This is a genomic window from Flavobacterium rivuli WB 3.3-2 = DSM 21788, assembly GCF_000378485.1.
Lineage (GTDB): Bacteria > Bacteroidota > Bacteroidia > Flavobacteriales > Flavobacteriaceae > Flavobacterium > Flavobacterium rivuli.
Genome location: NZ_KB899966.1, coordinates 522,665 through 542,507 on the forward strand (window position 1 = coordinate 522,665; position 19,843 = coordinate 542,507).

12 protein-coding genes are annotated in these 19,843 nt (G+C 39.1%); 7 read left to right on the top strand and 5 right to left on the bottom strand.

Annotation, left to right across the window (positions count from 1 at the left end):
- Positions 1-133 precede the first annotated feature (133 nt).
- Positions 134-4,099, top strand: coding sequence for a hybrid sensor histidine kinase/response regulator transcription factor (locus F565_RS0102575; RefSeq protein WP_020211628.1), 3,966 nt, complete (start codon positions 134-136; stop codon positions 4,097-4,099).
- Here F565_RS0102575 and F565_RS0102580 read toward each other — a convergent pair whose 3' ends face one another.
- Both F565_RS0102580 and F565_RS0102585 read right to left on the bottom strand, forming a co-directional pair.
- Positions 4,100-5,383 carry a glycosyltransferase family 4 protein gene (locus tag F565_RS0102580; RefSeq protein ID WP_020211629.1) on the bottom strand — a complete coding sequence of 428 codons (1,284 nt, stop codon included), beginning with the start codon at positions 5,381-5,383 and terminating at the stop codon, positions 4,100-4,102. It lies immediately after the preceding gene.
- Between the two features lie 67 nt (positions 5,384-5,450).
- Positions 5,451-7,910 carry a YfhO family protein gene (locus F565_RS0102585; protein WP_020211630.1) on the bottom strand — a complete coding sequence of 820 codons (2,460 nt, stop codon included), beginning with the start codon at positions 7,908-7,910 and terminating at the stop codon, positions 5,451-5,453.
- A 770-nt stretch (positions 7,911-8,680) separates the two neighbouring features.
- On the opposite strand from F565_RS0102585, the gene F565_RS22250 reads away from it, so the two are divergent.
- The 3 genes from F565_RS22250 (at position 8,681) to F565_RS21100 (ending at position 14,971) form a co-directional block, all read left to right on the top strand.
- Positions 8,681-9,289: a biliverdin-producing heme oxygenase gene (locus F565_RS22250; RefSeq protein ID WP_020211632.1), complete on the top strand. Its 609-nt coding sequence runs from the start codon at positions 8,681-8,683 to the stop codon at positions 9,287-9,289.
- Positions 9,290-9,296: 7 nt separating this feature from the next.
- Positions 9,297-11,552 carry an ATP-binding protein gene (locus F565_RS0102600; RefSeq protein WP_020211633.1) on the top strand — a complete coding sequence of 752 codons (2,256 nt, stop codon included), beginning with the start codon at positions 9,297-9,299 and terminating at the stop codon, positions 11,550-11,552.
- A gap of 131 nt (positions 11,553-11,683) precedes the next feature.
- Positions 11,684-14,971 carry a CheR family methyltransferase gene (locus tag F565_RS21100; RefSeq protein ID WP_020211634.1) on the top strand — a complete coding sequence of 1,096 codons (3,288 nt, stop codon included), beginning with the start codon at positions 11,684-11,686 and terminating at the stop codon, positions 14,969-14,971.
- Between the two features lie 118 nt (positions 14,972-15,089).
- Here F565_RS21100 and F565_RS23010 read toward each other — a convergent pair whose 3' ends face one another.
- Positions 15,090-15,251 (bottom strand): hypothetical protein, encoded by a 162-nt coding sequence (locus F565_RS23010; RefSeq protein ID WP_020211635.1) that lies wholly within the window; start codon positions 15,249-15,251, stop codon positions 15,090-15,092.
- Between the two features lie 200 nt (positions 15,252-15,451).
- Here F565_RS23010 and fumC point away from each other — a divergent pair, with 200 nt between their 5' ends.
- The 3 genes from fumC to F565_RS0102625 all read left to right on the top strand — a co-directional run bounded on the left by fumC (position 15,452) and on the right by F565_RS0102625 (position 18,056).
- The gene (fumC, locus tag F565_RS0102615; RefSeq protein WP_020211636.1) at positions 15,452-16,849 is read left to right on the top strand and encodes a class II fumarate hydratase; all 1,398 of its coding nucleotides are present in this window, start codon (positions 15,452-15,454) and stop codon (positions 16,847-16,849) included.
- A gap of 81 nt (positions 16,850-16,930) precedes the next feature.
- On the top strand, positions 16,931-17,569 hold the full coding sequence (locus tag F565_RS0102620; RefSeq protein ID WP_020211637.1) for a hypothetical protein: 639 nt from the start codon (positions 16,931-16,933) through the stop codon (positions 17,567-17,569).
- Complete coding sequence (locus tag F565_RS0102625) at positions 17,559-18,056, top strand: GNAT family N-acetyltransferase (RefSeq protein ID WP_020211638.1); 498 nt, start codon at positions 17,559-17,561, stop codon at positions 18,054-18,056. The genes F565_RS0102620 and F565_RS0102625 overlap by 11 nt, the downstream gene beginning before the upstream one ends.
- Here the strand turns inward: F565_RS0102625 and F565_RS0102630 are convergent.
- Together F565_RS0102630 and F565_RS0102635 are read right to left on the bottom strand one after the other, a co-directional pair.
- A complete protein-coding gene (locus F565_RS0102630) occupies positions 18,043-18,864 on the bottom strand; it encodes a helix-turn-helix domain-containing protein (protein WP_020211639.1) in 822 nt (273 codons plus the stop codon). The genes F565_RS0102625 and F565_RS0102630 overlap by 14 nt on opposite strands.
- Before the next feature lie 53 nt (positions 18,865-18,917).
- Complete coding sequence (locus F565_RS0102635) at positions 18,918-19,793, bottom strand: SDR family NAD(P)-dependent oxidoreductase (protein WP_020211640.1); 876 nt, start codon at positions 19,791-19,793, stop codon at positions 18,918-18,920.
- Positions 19,794-19,843: the final 50 nt, after the last annotated feature.

Below are 19,843 nucleotides of genomic sequence, written 5' to 3' on the forward strand. Positions count from 1 at the left end.
ATTGTTTCAATCTTTGTTCAAAATGTGTCAATGTTAATTTTTTGTCAACTAAAAAACTATTGTGAACCATTTTGTTGAAAAAAGACACGAAATGAATGCTCACGAAAACGTTATCTAAGCTTATTTTGTACCTATGAAAAATGTATGTTTATATCTGTTCTTATTGCTGTTTTTAACCTTCGCAAAAGGACAGGATTACTCTTTTAAACACCTGCAGGTAGAAGACGGGCTGTCTCACAATTCTGTTATATGCATGCTACAGGATAGTAAGGGTTTTATGTGGTTTGGCACTAAAGATGGCCTAAACAGGTATGATGGTTATAATTTTAAAATCTTTCAGCACATTCCCGGAGATAACAATAGTATAGGGAGCAATTTTATTCGCTGCCTTTATGAATTTAATGATTATCTGTGGGTAGGAACAGATACCGGTTTGTTTAAGTATGATGAAAAAACAGAATCCTTTTCTTTAATAGAAGTCTCGCGCAACTTACCCATATTAGATGTAGAGAGTAACGTAAATGGCAGCCTGTGGTTTATTGCTGCCGGCAGCTTATATAAGTTAGATGGTAATAAGCCGGATGCAAGGCCCGAAAAGTACGACCAGTTTTATGCCAACTATCTTACACATAATAATAAGGGGGATGTATTTGTAGCATCGGGTAATGAATTTTTAAAATATGTACCCGATAATAATTCGTTCCAGAAAATAAATCTAAATTTTGGCGACAAAAAACAGGTTATAATAACTGCCATTGCATCAGATGGTAATGATGGTGTTTTAATAGGTACAAAAAGCCACGGGGCATTTGTATACAAACTATCATCCATGTCTTTACAGCCTATTTTTACCGGAAATGAGAATCCGTTATTTGTACGTAATTTTTTAAAAAAGGGTAAAGACGAACTGTGGATAGGTTGCGAGTCGGGCATTTTTGTTTACAATAATAAGGAACATACCTACCAAAATTTCAGGAAAAACTATGGTAACCCCTACTCCCTTTCAGACAATGCCATTTACTCGCTGGTATTGGATAAAGAAGGCGGGGTGTGGATTGGTACTTATTTTGGCGGTGTAAATTATTATCCAAAGCCCTTTACCCCTATAAAACGCTATTTTCCCAGGGTTGGCGAAAACTCTATAAGTGGCAATGCTGTGCGGGAAGTAAAAAAAGACAACTTTGGCAACCTCTGGATAGGTACCGAAGATGCCGGCCTTAACAAACTTAATTTGCAGACAGGCAGGTTTACAAGCTATGGGCCGGGCACAGGCAATGGTAATTTATCGCATTATAACATTCACGGGTTACTGGCAAGGGGCAATGAGCTATGGATAGGCACCTTTGAACACGGGCTTGATATAATGGATATTAAAACCGGAAAAATTATAAGGCATTACGATGCAGGGCAAGTTAAAGGCTTAAGGAGCGATTTTGTTTTTTACATTTATGAAACTAAGGCGCACGATATTTATGTACTTACATCATCCGGTATACACAAATACCTGCCCGAAACCGATTCTTTTAAAGTACTGGACGGTTTTCCTGAAATGTACCACTACACTTACCTTATAGAAGACCATGCCGGTACGTTGTGGGCGGGAACTTACTGGGACGGACTGTATTATTATAACCCTAAAACTAAAAAGAAAGGCTTTTACCGTTACGAACGCGATAAACCATCGAGCATAAGCTGTAATGAGATTAACGGCATATTTGAAGACAGCCGCCACAGGTTATGGGTAACTACAGAGAATGGGCTTAACCTCCTTAACCGTACCACAAATACTTTTAAAAGTTACATGAAGGCAGACGGTTTCCCAAGCAATGTTACTTACGGCATGCTGGAAGACAGTAAGAAAAAGCTTTGGATAAGCAGTTCTAACGGGCTTGTAAAATTTGATCCGGAAACTAAAAACATAAAGATATTCTCTAAATCTAACGGATTGTTAAGCGACCAGTTTAACTACTGTTCTGCTTTTCAGGATAGTGATGGCGAAATGTATTTTGGCAGCGTAAAGGGGCTAATTAGCTTTAATCCGGGCGAGTTTACACAAAACACCTACAGCCCGCCGCTGTACATTACTGATATTTTTATTAATAATGAAGATGTACCTGTGGGCAAAGATGGCTCACCACTGGAAAAATCGATACTATTTTCGGATGATATCACATTAAACAACCATCAGTCTACCTTTAAGCTTGAGTTTGCGTCTCTCAGCTTTACCTCTGCAGAGATGACTGAGTATTGGTACAAAATTGAAGGGTTAAATGATAACTGGGTAGCATTAGGCAAAAACCATGAGGTAAATTTTACAGAGCTGCCTGCCGGTAAATATGTTTTTAAAGTTAAAGCGCTAAACAGCTATGGTGTATGGAGTAAAGAAAACAGGGTGGTTACCATTACCGTATTACCACCATTCTATTTCAGCAAGATAGCTTATATGGTCTATTTTATAATACTGCTAATTATGGGGTACTATTCACTGCGCTATTACCACCGCTATAACCGTGGCAAAAACAACCTGCGCATAAGGCAGCTTGAAAACGATAAGGAACGCGAAATATACCAGGCCAAGATTGAGTTCTTTACCAATATTGCCCACGAGATACGTACACCTTTAACGCTTATAAAGAGCCCGCTCGAAAAGTTGCTAAAACAAAAGTATAAAACTCCCGATATCCCTAAGAATTTAGGGATTATGGAAAAAAACACCAACCGCCTTCTTAATCTTGTTAATGAGTTGCTCGACTTTAGGAAAGCAGAAATGAAAAACCTGAAATTAAGCTTTATACAGGTAAATGTATCGGATGTTTTACATGAAACTTATGAGAGTTTTAGCCAGCTTATACAGGATAAAGAATTAAAGTTTGAAATTATTGAAGAGGCTAAAGATGTTGTTGCCTTTGTAGACGAAGAAGCTTTTAGGAAAGTATTGAGCAACCTTTTTAGCAATGCGGTAAAGTATGGCAAAAAGAACATTAAAGTTATTATACAATGCGATGATATAAATTTTTGGATCGTTGTAAAAAATGATGGCGATATAATTCCGTTGCATTTGCAAAAAAAGATATTCGAGCCGTTTTTCCGCCTGCCGGCAGATGCGCAAACTACCGGCACAGGTATTGGGCTTTCTCTCGCGCATTCTCTTATAGAGCTCCATAACGGTACACTGCGCATTGATGCTGCCGAAACTGCTATGAACAGTTTTGTTTTGCAACTACCTGTGCATCAAAGCGAGGAGTTTGTAGCCATTAAAGCATCTCACATTGCACCAACTAAAATAAACGAGAATGTTACCGTTAAATTTGATAAGCAGGCTCCTGTAATTTTAGTAGCTGAAGATAATGAAGAGCTTGCCGATTTTATATTTTCTGAATTATCTGAAACGTATAATGTTATACTTACCAAGAATGGAGACGAAGCCTGGAAAATGATCAATAAACATGAGGTACAGCTTGTGGTAAGCGATGTAATGATGCCTGTAAAAAAAGGGATAGAATTGTGCCGTGAAATAAAGAAAACCGAAAAAACGAGCCATATACCGGTTATACTCTTAACTGCTAAAAGTGCCCTTAACGCAAGGATTGAAGGATTAGAATCGGGTGCAGATGCTTATATTACCAAGCCTTTTTCTATGGATTACTTACTTGTGCAGATATCTAATCTTATACAAAACCGCAGGATAATATTAGGCCATTATTCCAGTTCGCCCCTCGCCCACTTAAAATCGCTTGCTACATCGGGCACCGAGAAAACTTTCCTCACAAAACTTGATAAAGTAATAGAGGATAACCTTAAAGATTATGAGCTAAGCGTTGATAAAATAGCCGACTTAATGAATATGAGCCGCTCTACACTATACAGAAGCATTAAGGAAATCTCTCAGTTATCGCCTAATGAGCTAATTAACCTCAGTAGACTTAAAAAGGCAGCACACCTTATTAAAACCACTAATATGAAAATTTATGAGGTTGCCGAAATGGTGGGTTATAAATCGCAAACAAGTTTTGGCAGGAATTTCCAGAAGCATTTTGGGATGACACCTACAGAGTTTGAGAAAAGCAGCCTTATAGAAGAAGCTGAAAAAGCAGAATAACTACATTTTTTTTAGCAATTCTGCTAACTGGCCTGTAAGTGCCTTCCTCGAATATTGCTGTAACCCCACAGGATGCGATTTTAAGCCTCCCCCGCGGTATTGCTTATGGTAAGTTAGAATAGATTGCTTTAGTCTTTCTTTCTCGCTGTAGGTAACAAATATGCCCGTATTTGTAGATTGTATTATGCCCGAAAAATCAGCACCCTGCGGGCCTATGGCAATTATAGGCCTCTCAGAAACCATATATTCGAACAGTTTTCCGGGAATGATGCACTTAGTTTCTTCGCTGTCAATTTCTACTAATAATAATACCTGGCTTTTTCGCTGGGCAGCAATAGCTTCGTCATGGCTTACATAGCCCAGATTGTTTACATATCCCGATAGTCCGTTCGCATCAATAGCATCTAAAACCTCGCGACTCACTGCACCTATCAGCTTTAGCTGAAAATCAGCTTTAAAATTACTGTCTTCATTTATCAGCTCGGCTATAGCCTCCCATAATATTTTTGGGTTCCGTTCTGACAGGAATGAACCTATGTGTGCAATGGTAAATTTTTCGTCAAGCGGTTGTTTCACTACTTTCTCTACATCGTAACCATTGGTAATAACTGCAATGGGTTTTGTAGTAAGTGCTTCAAACTCTTTTTTGGTAGTTGGGCTCGTAACAAGTATGGTATCGGCTGTATTTAAAACTTCACGCTCTAAATCCTTGTGCTTTTTAGCCGCCGAAGCTGATAATTTTAGCTGCTTGTGGTAACCAATGGTAGTCCACGGATCTCTAAAATCGGCAATCCATTTAACACCTAATTGTTTTTTAAGCTCCAACCCTATTAAATGCAGGCTATGCGGTGGCCCGGTGGTAATAACGGTATCGATATCATTTTCTTTTATATAAGCAGACAAATAAGCTATAGATGGCTTAACCCAAAACACGCGTGCATCCGGGATAAAAAGGTTACCGCGCACCCACAACATTGCTTTTTGCAACAGCGACTGCTTTTTTTGTGCCGGGATAATGCCCGAGCTTATCTTTTTTGTACTGCCTTTAGAAAATGCCGAAGCCCATGCATAAGGCTCAACAATTTTATGTTTTATAATAATGGTGCTATCACTAACATCACTAAGCAATCCCTTATCTATTAACGGATAAGTGGGATTCTCTGGTATGTAAACTACAGGCTCTATATCATAACCCGGCAGGTACTTAACAAACTTAAGCCACCGCTGTACACCCGGCCCACCCGCAGGCGGCCAGTAATAGGTTATGATAAGGACTTTCTTCATTGCAGATTTTAGATTTCAGATTGCCTCTTCTTGTGAAAAAGAACGCCCAAATACTGAAAATGAAACACTATGCTTTTACAGGCTGTTTGTTCTTTTTAGTCTCATAGTAAATTCCGGCACCTAACAATAGCAACATGCCTATAAAACTTACCAGTGCAATAGTACTGCCCGTTTTAACCACCTGTGGTTCAAACGTAAATATTATTGTGTGCTTACCGGCAGGAATTTTTAGCCCACGCAGCATATAATCGGCTTCGAAATGCGAAACAAGCTTGCCATCTATATAAGCATCCCAGCCATTGGCATAATACACTTCAGAGAAAATTGCCAGCCCCTCATTCTTATTGTTAGATGTGTAGGTAATTTTGTTAGGCCTGTATTCATCAAGCTTAATAGTTGCTGTACTGTCTGCTACATACGTAGTTTTAGTGGCAGCATCAGGAAACTTTGTTTTGTTTATCACCGCTTCATGCTTTGTATCAAGCTTGTTAATTGCCTTCATCTCTTCATCGGCAGTACTTACTGCCTTAACGCGGCTTACAAACCATGCATTGCCGTTAGCAGTATTGTTAGGTATAGGTATTACCTGGCCTTCTTCATTACGCTGCAATACGTATTTTACATTAAGCATATCCAGCACCCCAATATTCATAGGGCGTTGCGCTATCTGGTAATCAAATAGCTGCTGCATTTTTTGTGGTTTGGCTGCATGGTAGCCACCTATAGAATTATGAAAATAAGATGCCTGTGCACCGTTCATGTGGTTGTCCATATCAAACACACGATAATGCGAATCGTCCTGCGCTATTTGCTGGTCAGCCTGGGTAGCTTCAAAAGGCACATCTGCTTCTCGGGCACTAACAAAACTCTCGCTGTTTACATAGTTCTTATCTACAAAGTAAAGGTCGGCCACCATAAACAGTCCGGCTAAAATTATAGCCGTAGTTTGTGCCAGTTTCTCTTTAATATACAACCAAAGTACAAGTGCAACAGCAAGTATAAAGAAACCCGAACGTAAAAGGTCGTTCGTGTACATATCCATCCTGTCCTGCCTTAAGGCATCTATAAAGCCCTGGCCAAGCTGCTGTGTATAGTTAGCATCGCGGGGTCCGCTAAAATCAAAACTGCCTTTAAATAAAAGAAGTACTACCAATATACCAACGCTTACGGCAGCCGATTTCCATAAAACATTCCACTGCTTTGTTTTATCCGATTTAAAGAAGGCATACAGCCCCATGATTGCCAGCACAGGTATACAAAGCTCCAGCAATACCTGTATAGACGATACTGCCCTGAACTTATTGTACATGGGCACATAATCTATAAAAAACCTGGTAAGCACCTCAAAGTATTTACCCCACGATAGTAGTAATGCCACTATAGCTCCTGCTAAAAAAGCATATTTAATTTTATTTTCTTCGGCAAAAAGAGCCAGTATAAACAAGAAGAAAACTACTGCGCCTATGTATGCAGGTGCAGCAACGATAGTCTGGTCGCCCCAGTAGGTAACCACGCCCTGCTGGGCAAATTCTAAGGCTTGCTCCGGGCTTAAGTATTGTCCTTCTGCTACCTGTAATGTTTGCAAATATTCTACAACGTGACTGTCTTTACCTAACTTTTCATGACCCGAAGACCCACCGTAAAGGCGCGGAGCAATAAGGTCGAACGATTCGCCTATACCATAGCTATACTCTGTAATATATTCATAGCTCATGGCATTTTTATCTTCCTTAGGACTGCCATCAGGATTAAAAGAAAGGTTACTGTCGCTTCGGGTACTAAACTTTGCATACTCTGCAGTAGCCATAAGGTTTGTAGCATTCATACCCACTGCAAGTAGCGCCGCACCAAAAAATATAGCTAACGATATACCTAAATGCCTGTATTCTTTATTCTTAATAATTTCAACAATAAAGTAAATACCTATTATTACAAGGAGTATAAACAGGTAATACGTCATTTGTATGTGGTTAGCATTTATCTCTAATGCCGATGCCAGGAGTGTAAGCAATCCGCCCGCAATATACCGCTTCCTGAAAACAAGTATTACACCTGCAATTACCATAGGCATGTATGCAATAGCATGGGCCTTAGCGTTATGCCCTACCCCAAGGAGTATGATAAAGTAGGTGGAGAAACCAAAGGCAAGTGCCCCAAAAAATGCCATGAGCGTGTTTATCCTTAAGGCTTTAAGCAATACAAAGAACCCAAAGAAGTAAAGGAATAAATAATCGGCAGGGCGCGGTAAAAAGCGGATTACGCCATCTACAGTTTTTATAAAATTGTATGGATAGTGCGCACCAAGCTGGTAAGTGGGCATACCGCCAAAGGCACTGTCTGTCCAGTAAGATTCTTCGCCGGTTTGTTTCCTGAAATCATCTCTCTCTTTAGCCATGCCGGTATACTGTGCGATGTCGCTTTGAGATATTTTTTTGCCCTGCAATACAGGATAAAAGTAAATAAGGGAAACCACTACAAAACCTATTATGGCCAGCAGATACGGGTAAAGCTTACTGATATTTTTCATTAAAAACGGTGTATTTGCATTTTATAAAAACGCCGTGAAGATACTAATTTCTGTAAAACCTTTAGCTATTAACTATAATTAATGGCAACAGTGCATTACAACAACATGATGTTGTGGTTTTAATATATAGTAATGAGGTATTAACAGTATTATTATTTGTTTTTTTTAACCAGTATATCCGGCCACGTCATAAATATACCTGCTATACTATTTAACAAAATAATAACCAGTAACATAACGTACGTAAAATGACTGAGGCAATAACTATTTAAAAGATCGCAAACTAAAAAATATAATGCCAACACAAAAGCTGCGACAGAAATAATAAATAAGCCCGTTTTCATAATTACTTGTTAAATAATTACAAATTTAAACATAGACAGGCTTTTTACTATTACAACATTATACACATAATGTTATACTACACAATCTTAAGAAAGCGGTAATACCATACTAAAAAACACAATCTTAAAACCTGTAAAACTGTAATAAACAAAATGTTATTCAAACAAATATTTAAAATTATAGCACCTGTGCATTAACATTAAATTAATAAGTAACAGTAAAACAGCAAATACAAACTAAGATATTCTGTAAAGCATTCAACAGCAATTAGCCCTAAAATAATATAAAAAAACCTTATCTTAGACGCCAATATTACTTCTCTTCTTTTGTTAAGAAATTAAGTATTTTAATATGCTATAATCCTAAAATGGAGGCAGCATAAACCAATTATAAATTTTTATTTTACATTTTAATTACTGACTTTGATGAACACTACACTATCTGCCCCTGCATTTTTAGAAAAACTACGCGCTGCAACAACAGAATCTCACACAGGACTTGAAGCATTACCTGTATCTACATCAATTATGAACCCTGCGGTAACAGATAAAGAGTATGCTCTATACCTTGGCTTAATGCATGATGTTGTAAAAGATGCCGAAGAAAATATTTTTCCTGTTGTATATAAAAATGTTGAAGGCCTTGATGTGCACCCTAAAGCGCAGTTTATAGAAGCCGACCTTAAAACACTTGGTGTTACTAAAACACAGGTATCTAAGCCACTTACACAAAACCTTGATGCGGTGGCTATTACACCTGCTTTTGCATTTGGTGTAATGTATGTTATAGAAGGATCATCTTTGGGAGGCCGCGTAATCCTTAAAAATATTAATGGCGCCCTGGGACATGATGCAGAAAGCGGAGCAACCTATTTTTCCGGTTACGGAGCCCAAACAGGCAGCCACTGGAAGGCTTTTCTTGGTGCACTGATTCAGTATGCAGACGTTAATGATAGCGAAGAAGAAATTATTGCCGGTGCAAATTTTGCTTTTGATGCCATAAGCGCGCACTTAACAGCAAACGCACATCTATAGTAAATCTATGAAGATTAAAGATATTGTAAACCGCGATATTGTAAATCTCACAAACTGTGAGCAGGAACCTATACATATACCCGGCAGTATACAGCCTCATGGCTTTTTGCTTGGCCTTAAACAAGACTCACTGCTTATAGATTATTGCAGTGCGAATACTGCACAGTACCTAACCCTTTTTCATACTGAATTGCTTGGAAAAGGGTTTGATACCGTTTTTGGCGATGAGGCCAGGCAGCTGTTGCTGGATTATATAAATAATAACCAGATGCTCTCGTCGTTTTTACTGCCTCTTACCCTTGCCGGTGTTGATTTTTTATGCACCGTTCATAAAAGCAATGATATATATGTTGTAGAGGCAGAACCTGCAGTAATACAGGCAAAAGCGGCTAATGAAGTATATGACCAGACTTCGCAGTTTTTAGGTTACATGCAAGATACACATACCTTAAAACAGCTTTGCCAGCTTGTAGCAAATGGTACGCGGGAAATAACGGGCTATGACAGGGTTATGGTTTATCGGTTTGACGCCGATTATAATGGTGAAGTTTTTGCCGAAGCATGCCGCGAAGACCTTGAACCTTTTTTAGGGTTGCATTACCCACATACAGATATACCGCCACAGGCGCGCGATTTGTATATGAGTAATTTATTAAGGCTTATTACCGATATTGATTATACTCCTGTACCTATTTACACAATAGATGATGCGGAGCATAAAAACCTCGACCTAAGCCTTGCCATACTGCGCAGTACATCGCCCATGCATGTGCAATACCTGCACAATATGGGAGTTGGTGCTTCGCTTACCATATCACTCATATATAAAAAGAAGTTGTGGGGGCTTATAGCATGCCACCACTACTCGCCAAAAAATCTTAGTCCGGAAGTTAGGCTTGCCGCACAGTTGCAGGGCCATTTTATTACCTCGCAAATAGATGTGAGGCAGGCATCTGAAGAGTATGAACTTTCACGAAAAATTAAATTAGCGCTTGACAGGGTTAATAATTACACTCTTAATCAAACAGAGGTACTAAACAATCTTGTAAACAGTCAAGACCTTACTGCCTTATGCAATGCATCGGGCGTATCGATACTTTTTAACGGCACTATTTACAAGAGTGGCCATACCGCAGCCGATGAGGACATCTTAAAACTGGCATCATGGCTTGCGGTATACAGCAACCACACCAGCTTTAGCACTAATAAACTTATCGATTTTTTACCTGATGCAAAAAATTTATGCCGGGACACATCGGGGATAATATACCATTCGCTCGAAATTGACAGCGACAATTGCATTATATGGTACAGGCCGGAAACTATAACAGAAGTTAACTGGGCAGGCGACCCTGCAAAATCTATTATTAAGGATGCTAAAGGCCTGTCGCCAAGAAACTCTTTTGCGTTATGGAAAGAAGTTGTAGAATGCACGAGCAAGCCGTGGCTGCAACCGGAGCTGGATACTGCAGCTGCATGTGCCTATAACCTGCAACGGCAAATAAACCTGCTTATAATTACCCAGGAAGAAGTAAAGTACCGTAAACTTAGCGAACTGCTTAGCCAGACAAACTCTGAGCTTGAAAACATTAACTGGATAAGCACACACGACTTACAGGAACCCCTGCGTAAAATACAGCTTATTGCTTCGAGAATATTAAGTAAAGACGAGCAAATATCTGTAAATGCACAGGATGCTATACAAAGAATGAAGGCATCGGCTAACCGTATGCAAACATTATTGATAGATATCTTAAAATATACACGCCTTAAACATACAGATGAAGTTGTAGAAATTGTAAACCTTAACCATATTTTAAGTGAGGTAAAGATCGATATGGCAGAAACTATAAATGAAAAATCGGCAGAAATAATTGTAGATGCCCTTCCTGAAATAAAAGGTATGCCTTTTTTGTTAAGACAGCTGTTCTCTAACCTTATAGCAAATTCTATTAAGTATTCTTCGCCCGATACTAAACCCGTAATAAAAATTACACCTAACCATGTACCTGTCAATTTTAAAACCAATGATACTACATTATATAATGTAATATATGTGGCAGACAACGGCATGGGGTTTGACCAGCAATATGCCGAAACTATATTTAATATATTTACAAGGCTGCATTCTTCTCCTGATTATCGCGGATCTGGCGTAGGGCTGGCATTATGCAAAAAAATAATGCAAAACCATAATGGCCATATTAGTGCATCCAGCGCTTTAGGCACCGGAACAGTTATAAGCCTCTACTTTCCTGTTTAATGGTAATTAAAATACGTTTTACAAAAAGTAGTGCTTAAAAACAACTATATAAAATCTCTTTCAGGAGATTTTTTTTTATTTACAAAAAATTATTTTTAAGTATCTTTGAATTACACACCAAGCAAACTATAATGTCAGAACACATCACACAGCCCCTACATACAGAACAAAATTTCCCAATAGTTGGTATAGGTGCGTCGGCTGGTGGACTGGATGCTTTTAAAAGATTGCTAAGACACATCAACCCTAACTCGGGAATGGCCTACATACTGGTACAACACCTTTCTCCTACTCATGATAGCCTGTTAGTTGAAATATTAACGCCAGAAACTGTTTTGCCTATATATCAGGTTGAAGACGACATTAACATTGCACCGGATACTATTTACATAATTCCTGAAAATAAAATACTTACCACTATGGATGGTGTACTTAAACTTTCTGACAGAGACGCAGGAAAGCGAAATATGCCCATAGATATATTTTTTAACTCGCTTGCCGATGTACATAAAAGCTTTGCCCGCGGTGTTATACTTACAGGTACCGGTTTTGATGGTACTGAAGGATTAAAAACTATAAAGGAAAATGGAGGGATTACCTTTGTGCAAAACCCTGATTCGGCAGATTTTGACGGAATGCCACTTAGCGCCGTTAAAGCCGGCGCGGCCGATTTTGTGCTGGAGGTAGAAGAAATACCTGATAGCCTGAGCCATATTAACCATGCTTATGATACAAGCCGTTCGTACAGCGATGATGACCATTTAGTGAGTAAAGCAGAAGAAGACATCTTTAAACAGATAATAAGGCTCTTGCGACTGCGCACAGGCAACGACTTTTCTCATTATAAGCAACCCACCATTCGCCGAAGGATAGCCCGAAGGATGGTAATTACCAAGCGCGAAGAACCATCTGCCTATCTTACCTTCTTAAGGAACGACAGGCAGGAACAGGATGCGCTTTTTAATGATATATTAATCCCGGTTAGTTACTTCTTTAGGGATTCTAAAATTTTTAATAGCCTTTGCGATACTATATTTACAAATATACTCCCTAAAAAAGTGCCCGACGAAAGCATACGTGTTTGGGTTGCAGGATGTTCTACCGGCGAGGAAGCTTATTCTATAGCTATTTGCCTTCATGAGTACCTGTCAGATAAATTACCCGATATTAAAGTTCAGGTATTCGCTTCAGATATTTCAGAAAATGTAATATCTAAAGCACGCACCGGTGTATATAGCAAGCAGGAATTGCAAAATGTATCAGAAAAACGATTAAATACGTATTTCACTAAAATAGATGGTGCATATATTATAAATAAAGAAATACGCGATATGTGCATCTTTGCGGTGCACAATTTTGTTAAAGACCCGCCATTTGCAAAAATGGACCTTATTACCTGCCGCAATGTTTTAATATACCTTGACCCTTTCCTGCAAAAAAAGGCACTCACTACATTTCATTATGCCCTAAGGCCTTATGGTTGTTTATTTTTAGGAAAATCAGAAAGCGTATCTCATGTTAGCAATTTATTCGAACCTATAGTAAAGCAGCACAAAATATATTCCCGCAAATCGAGTACCAGCACTTTTTTGCCTACTTTTGACCGTACAGAAAACGTTAGTACAGAAAGACAGGTATTTACAGTGAAGAAAGCCACTATAGAGCCGGATTTTCATAAAATAGCTTCCGATATATTATTTACAAAATATACGCCACCGGGTGTTATAATAAACGAACAAAGAGAGATTGTTCATTTTCATGGCGATACCAGCCCCTTCCTGCTGCAACCACCTGGCAAACCTAACTTTGGTATTTTTAAAATGGTCCGCGAGGGTTTAGCCTTCGAGCTTAGAAATGCATTACTAAAAGTAAAGGGCGCAAAGGATCCTATTATTAAGGAAAATATTCAGCTTAAAGGTAAAGAATATACCGTAAATGTAGAGGTCATGCCCTTGGATAATAGTGCCAAACCTCATATTTTGGTACTCTTTCATAAAAACAATATTGTAGCCGATATAGACGGAAATATGGCTAACCGTAACGATGCCGACCTTGAACGCATAAAATTACTGGAAGAAGAGATCGAGCAAATGCGCGAGGATATTCGCCGCGTTACCGAAGATCAGGAAGCTGCGAATGAAGAGTTACAAAGTGCTAACGAAGAGCTGCTAAGCAACAGCGAAGAGTTACAAACGCTTAACGAAGAGCTGGAAACATCGGCCGAAGAATTGCAATCTAACAACGAAGAACTTGTCACCGTTAACGACGAGCTAATGGACAGGCAGGAACAGCTTACAATTTCGCGTATGTATAGCGAGGCTATTGTAGAGACTATTAGGGAACCATTGCTGGTATTAGACAGGGAGCTTCGTGTAAAAAGTGCCAATGCATCTTTTTACAAATATTTTAATGCTACAGAACAGGATATAGAAGGCAGGCTGATTTTTGAAATAGGATCTGCACAATGGAATATAGGGATACTAAAGGAGCAGCTTAACTATGTACTGATTAAAAAAGAGAAGCTCGAGAATTTTGAAATTACCGCTGTATTTCCTGAAATTGGCGAAAGAATAATAGTAATCAACGTTCGCCCAATTGTAAATGATAACCTTTCTGAGCATCTCTTGTTATTTGCCATAGAAGATATTACAGATATTAGGGCTGCAGATATACTACTGCATCAAAATAACCGTCATCTCGAAGAAAATAATCGGGAACTTACCTCTTTTAGTTATATTGCAAGCCATGACCTGCAGGAGCCTTTGCGAAAGATTCATACTTTTAGTAAAATGATCATGGACAGCGAAAAAGATGGCCTGTCGGATAATACCAAAACATATCTTGACCGGATTATGGTATCTACCAAGCGTATGCAACAGCTTATAAATGACCTGCTTAATTACTCAAGAATAAATAACATTGAAGATATTAATTTTGAGTATACAGATATTACTTATATTATTGATGATACTAAAGGTGAATTGCGTGAAAATATAGAAAACAAAAATGCAATTATTACTGTAGCTAAAATGCCGGTACTTAAAGTGCTGCCACCGCTAATAACCCAGGTATTTATAAACCTTATAGGCAACGCACTTAAATACTCTAAAGCCGGTGTGCCACCGCTTATAAACATAAGTTGTGAAATTGTACTCGGTAAAGGCCTTAAATTTTTTGAGTCGGACCCTACCCTATCGTATTGCAAAATTTCAATAGCTGATAATGGTATTGGATTTTCTCAGGAACACGCATCGCATATATTTGAGCCTTTTCAGCGCCTGCATGCCAAAGATAAATATGAAGGTACAGGCATAGGCCTCGCTATATGTAAAAAGATAATGCTTAAACATAAAGGCTATATAACTGCACAAAGCGCTCTGGGAGAAGGCTCGTTATTTAATCTTTATCTGCCGTCATAATTCAATTAATAGTGCTACCTCATGTTTTTACAATCTTAATAAAATAACTTAGCCCGGATAATTACTTATCCGGGCTATATATTTACAGGCTAACGCCTAAGGAATTACATTACAGAAATTATTCCTGAGCTTTTTTCTCCGCTCTTTTTTCTTTGATAAATTCTATCGCTCCACCGCTTACCCAGTACATTACAAAGGGTACCAAGAAAAACATTAACCAAAAACCAATTGACAAAACGGTTAAAAATGCTAAAAAGCCTAAATATTGTGCGAATTCCATGATTTGTGTTTTAAAGCACCAAATATAAGGCGAATATTTTTTTTAACCAACCCTTAACCCTTAAAAAATGGCTGAATTTTTTTACGAAATCATTTTCTTAACCCTGCATTTATGCTTAAATTTGGCTTGCTTTTAATTACCTGAATGTTACAGGAATTTTAAAGCCCTAATACTTAACATACAACCATAAAATTTTAAGGATGGAATACAGGATCGAGAAAGACACCATGGGTGAGGTACAAGTACCTGCCGAAAAATACTGGGGTGCACAAACCGAACGTTCACGCAATAATTTTAAAATAGGGCCATCCGGCTCTATGCCTACAGAAATTGTAGAAGGCTTTGCTTACCTTAAAAAAGCTGCCGCTTATGCTAACCACGACCTTGGCGTGCTTAGTGCAGAAAAAAGAGATGCCATAGCGCAGGTATGTGAGGAAATACTGGAAGGCAAACTGGCAAGCGAGTTCCCGTTAGTTATATGGCAAACAGGATCTGGTACGCAAAGTAACATGAATGTTAACGAAGTTGTGGCTAACAGGGCCCAGGTGTTAGCCGGTTTTAAAATTGGCGAAGGCGAACCTGTACTTAAAGCTAATGATGACGTTAACAAATCGCAATCATCTAACGATACCTACCCTACAGGTATGCACATTGCGGCTTATAAAGCTGTGGTAGAAGTTACCCTTCCCGGTGTAGAGAAACTACGCGATACGCTGCAGGCTAAATCGCAGGAGTTTATGAAGGTGGTAAAAATAGGCCGCACACACCTTATGGACGCTACTCCCTTAACCCTTGGGCAGGAACTTTCGGGCTACGTGGCACAACTTACTTATGGCATTAAAGCCGTTAAAAATACACTTGCCCACCTTAGCGAGCTTGCCCTTGGCGGTACAGCTGTAGGTACCGGCTTAAATGCTCCTGAGGGCTATGACGTTAAGGTTGCCGAGTACATTGCTAAATTTACAGGCCACCCGTTTGTAACGGCTCCTAACAAGTTTGAAGCCCTTGCCTCTCACGATGCTATTGTAGAAACGCACGGAGCATTAAAGCAACTTGCTGTATCCTTAAATAAAATTGCTAACGATATCCGTATGCTGGCTTCGGGTCCGCGTTCCGGTATTGGCGAAATTATTATTCCTGAAAATGAGCCGGGATCGTCTATCATGCCGGGTAAAGTTAACCCTACACAATGTGAGGCACTTACCATGGTGTGTGCACAGGTAATGGGTAATGATGTGGCAATTACAGTAGGCGGTATGCAGGGCCATTATGAGCTTAACGTGTTTAAACCGCTTATGGCAGCTAACTTCCTGCAATCTGCAAGATTGTTAGGCGATGCATGTGTATCGTTCGACGAGCATTGTGCACAAGGTATAGAACCTAACTATACACGTATTACAGAGCTTGTAAACAACTCATTAATGCTTGTTACAGCGCTTAATACTAAAATTGGTTACTATAAAGCAGCCGAAATTGCACAAACAGCACATAAAAATGGTACAACCCTAAAAGATGAGGCAGTACGTTTAGGATATGTAACCCCTGAAGATTTTGATGCATGGGTTAAGCCCGAAGATATGGTAGGGACGCTTAAATAGTTTCTACATTAAATTATATTTTCAAACCTGTACAAGCAATTGTGCAGGTTTTGTTTTATATTGCAGTATACCAAACCACTCATGAAACTACTACCCTACCTCTTTTTAATACTGGCAATATCGTGCTACGGGCAACGCAAAAAAAAATACTTTTTTGATGCGTACGGGAAGCAGGTAACAAAGACTGAATTTCAAAGTAAAATTAACCATGCCTACAATTTAAGCTACAAGGTAGAAAATGACACGGCAATATTATCTAATATAATTGTAAGGAGGTTTAATGGCAAACTGGATTCTGCTACCCATCATCAGTTACAACAATATTTAATAAAAATATCCGGTAGGGAAATAGATACAACCAAAATTGTTGTAATAAACTATTTATCAGGATTAGATAAGGTTTATTCCAAAAAAGATGAATTGGCCCACGGCACTATTTATGACAGTGATTACATACCTGTACTTAATAAAATAGCACAAAATGAGCAATTCTGGGTTAATAAATATCCTGAAAATTTAGATCATCATCACGGCAAAACGTTGAATTGGCGCCACGATACAGATGCTTTTATAGAAAAAACATTCTTTCCATATCATTTTAATTATGGTAGTGTTGCAATAATCCACCCTAATGGTAATTATTTTATTTATTTTGGCGAGTATGGTAAAGATGAAGTTTGGTTACACTTAAAAGATATGGTTACAAAATATGGAAATTAATATACTCCCCGCTACACTGCATCATCTAACAGGCATACTTAATATAGTAAACCACGCTATAACTCACACCACTGCAGTATATGATTATAATGAACGCAGTTATGCCGAAATGGAAACCTGGCTACTGGATAAACTGGCTGCCAACTGGCCGGTTATAGTTGCCGAGCAAAATGGCGAAGTGTTAGGCTATGCCAGTTATGGTACCTTCCGGTTTAAGGAGGGCTTTAAATATACGGTAGAACATTCTGTATATGTAAAGGATGGGCAAACCGGCAAAGGCATAGGTAATTTACTAATGGCAGAATTAATTAATTTAGCCAAAACCCAGAATTACCATACCATGATAGGTTGCATTGATGCATCAAACAACGGAAGCATTGCCTTTCATAAAAAATTTGGCTTTACAGAGAATGGCATTTTAAAAGAATCGGGCTATAAATTTAATCGCTGGCTCGACCTGCTTTTTATGCAGCTTATTCTCCGCTAAGCAGTTGCGACGGTGCCTTGCCAAAAGCTTTTTTAAAGGCGAACGAAAAGTGAGACAGGTTTTCAAAACCTACTTCCAGATAAACATCCGATGGTTTTTTGCCTTTTTCCTTAATAAGAAAATGTGCCTCTTCAAGCCTTTTTTGTTGCAGCCACCTGTTAGGTGTGGTGCTAAATATCTTTTCGAAATCGCGCTTAAAAGTGCTCAGGCTCCTGCCTGTTAAATAGGCAAACCGGCTCAGGTCTACATTAAAGTGAAAATTTCGAGCCATAAAAGCCTTAAGGTCTATCTTTCCGGGCTCATTAAAGTCAAATAAAATATCTCCCATTTCAGGTTTTGTTTCAAGCAATATCATAATTGCTTCGTTCACTTTTAATTTTAAAAGGGCATCACTATGGCTATCCGGCTTTTCTAAATATGCCAGTAGCGAATCGGCAAAGCCATGATACACCGGTTGTGGTTCCAGTTTTATAATACTGCTTTTTGTGGTATGCTTCCCGGACGCGCTGTAACCATACGTTTGAGAAAAATTTTGCAGTGTATCTTTATCAAGCCTTATAGAAAGTGCTTTAAATTCACCATTATCGGCATCGGGCATTTTAACAAATTTGGCCAGTGTATCCCGTGTATAAAATGCAAAAGTACCTGCCGTCATTAAATGTTCCTGTTTACCATCGTTTATCAACAAACTACCCGACTTTATGTAACTAAAAACATGTTCCGGTATAAACTGCTCCCCTTCCCTGCTTAATTTAAAATAGCAGGAATACATTATGCGTGGCCTGTTTAAAATTTCATGATCATCCATAATGTAAAGTTATAAAAAGGCGCAGTAGGTACTACGCCTTCTTGTATAAAATACTATTTTTTAAGGTAGCTCTTGCCCTGCTCTGTTTCAAAAAAGTTTACTGCTTCATCATGATCTGTAGAAAGGCTTACAGGCAGCCACTCCTCCCTTTCGGCAGTACGGGCTTCGTCGGCATGTTTAAGTATACCTATTGCCTCACTGCCTAACACTAAGTGTACCGGCGGATTAGGATGCTTTGCAAGGTCTACCATAACATTTGCCGCTTTAACCGGATCGCCAACCGGTACAAAGTCGCCGCTCTTAAAGAAGTTGGCGCGCTGGGTAACCAATTCATAATCTTCAATCTCTGGCGCGTAGGTCATGCTATCCCCTGCCCAGTCAGTCCTGAAACCTCCAGGCTCTACCGATGTTACCAATATTCCAAGTGGGGCAACTTCCTTAGCTAAGGACTCTGTAAAGCCACTAAGCCCAAATTTTGCCGCCTGGTAAATACTTACACCGGCATTGCCCACTCGCCCACCAATAGAGCTTATCTGCAATATGCGGCCACTGCCCTGCCTGCGCATGTATGGCAATACGGCACGGGTAATTTCTATAGGGGCATAAAGGTTTGTTTCGAGCTGGCTGCGCACCTGCTCATCGGTATATGCTTCGGCAGCGCCTGTAATGCCAAAACCTGCATTGTTTACTAATACATCTATATTGCCAAAATGCCGTACCGCATTTGCCACAGCAGCATGTACCTGTGTGTAATTAGTAACATCGAGTTGTATAGGGTATAACTGGTCGGGGTATTGGGCAACAAGATCTTCTAATTGTTTTGTGTTACGGGCAGTAGCCGCCACTTTATCTCCGGATGCTAAAACTGCTTTTGTAAGGTCGAGCCCAAGGCCTCTTGAACTTCCTGTTATGAACCAAACTTTTTCCATTATTATTAAGTTTAAATTATAGGACAAAGTTCGGGTATAACAGAAAGCAT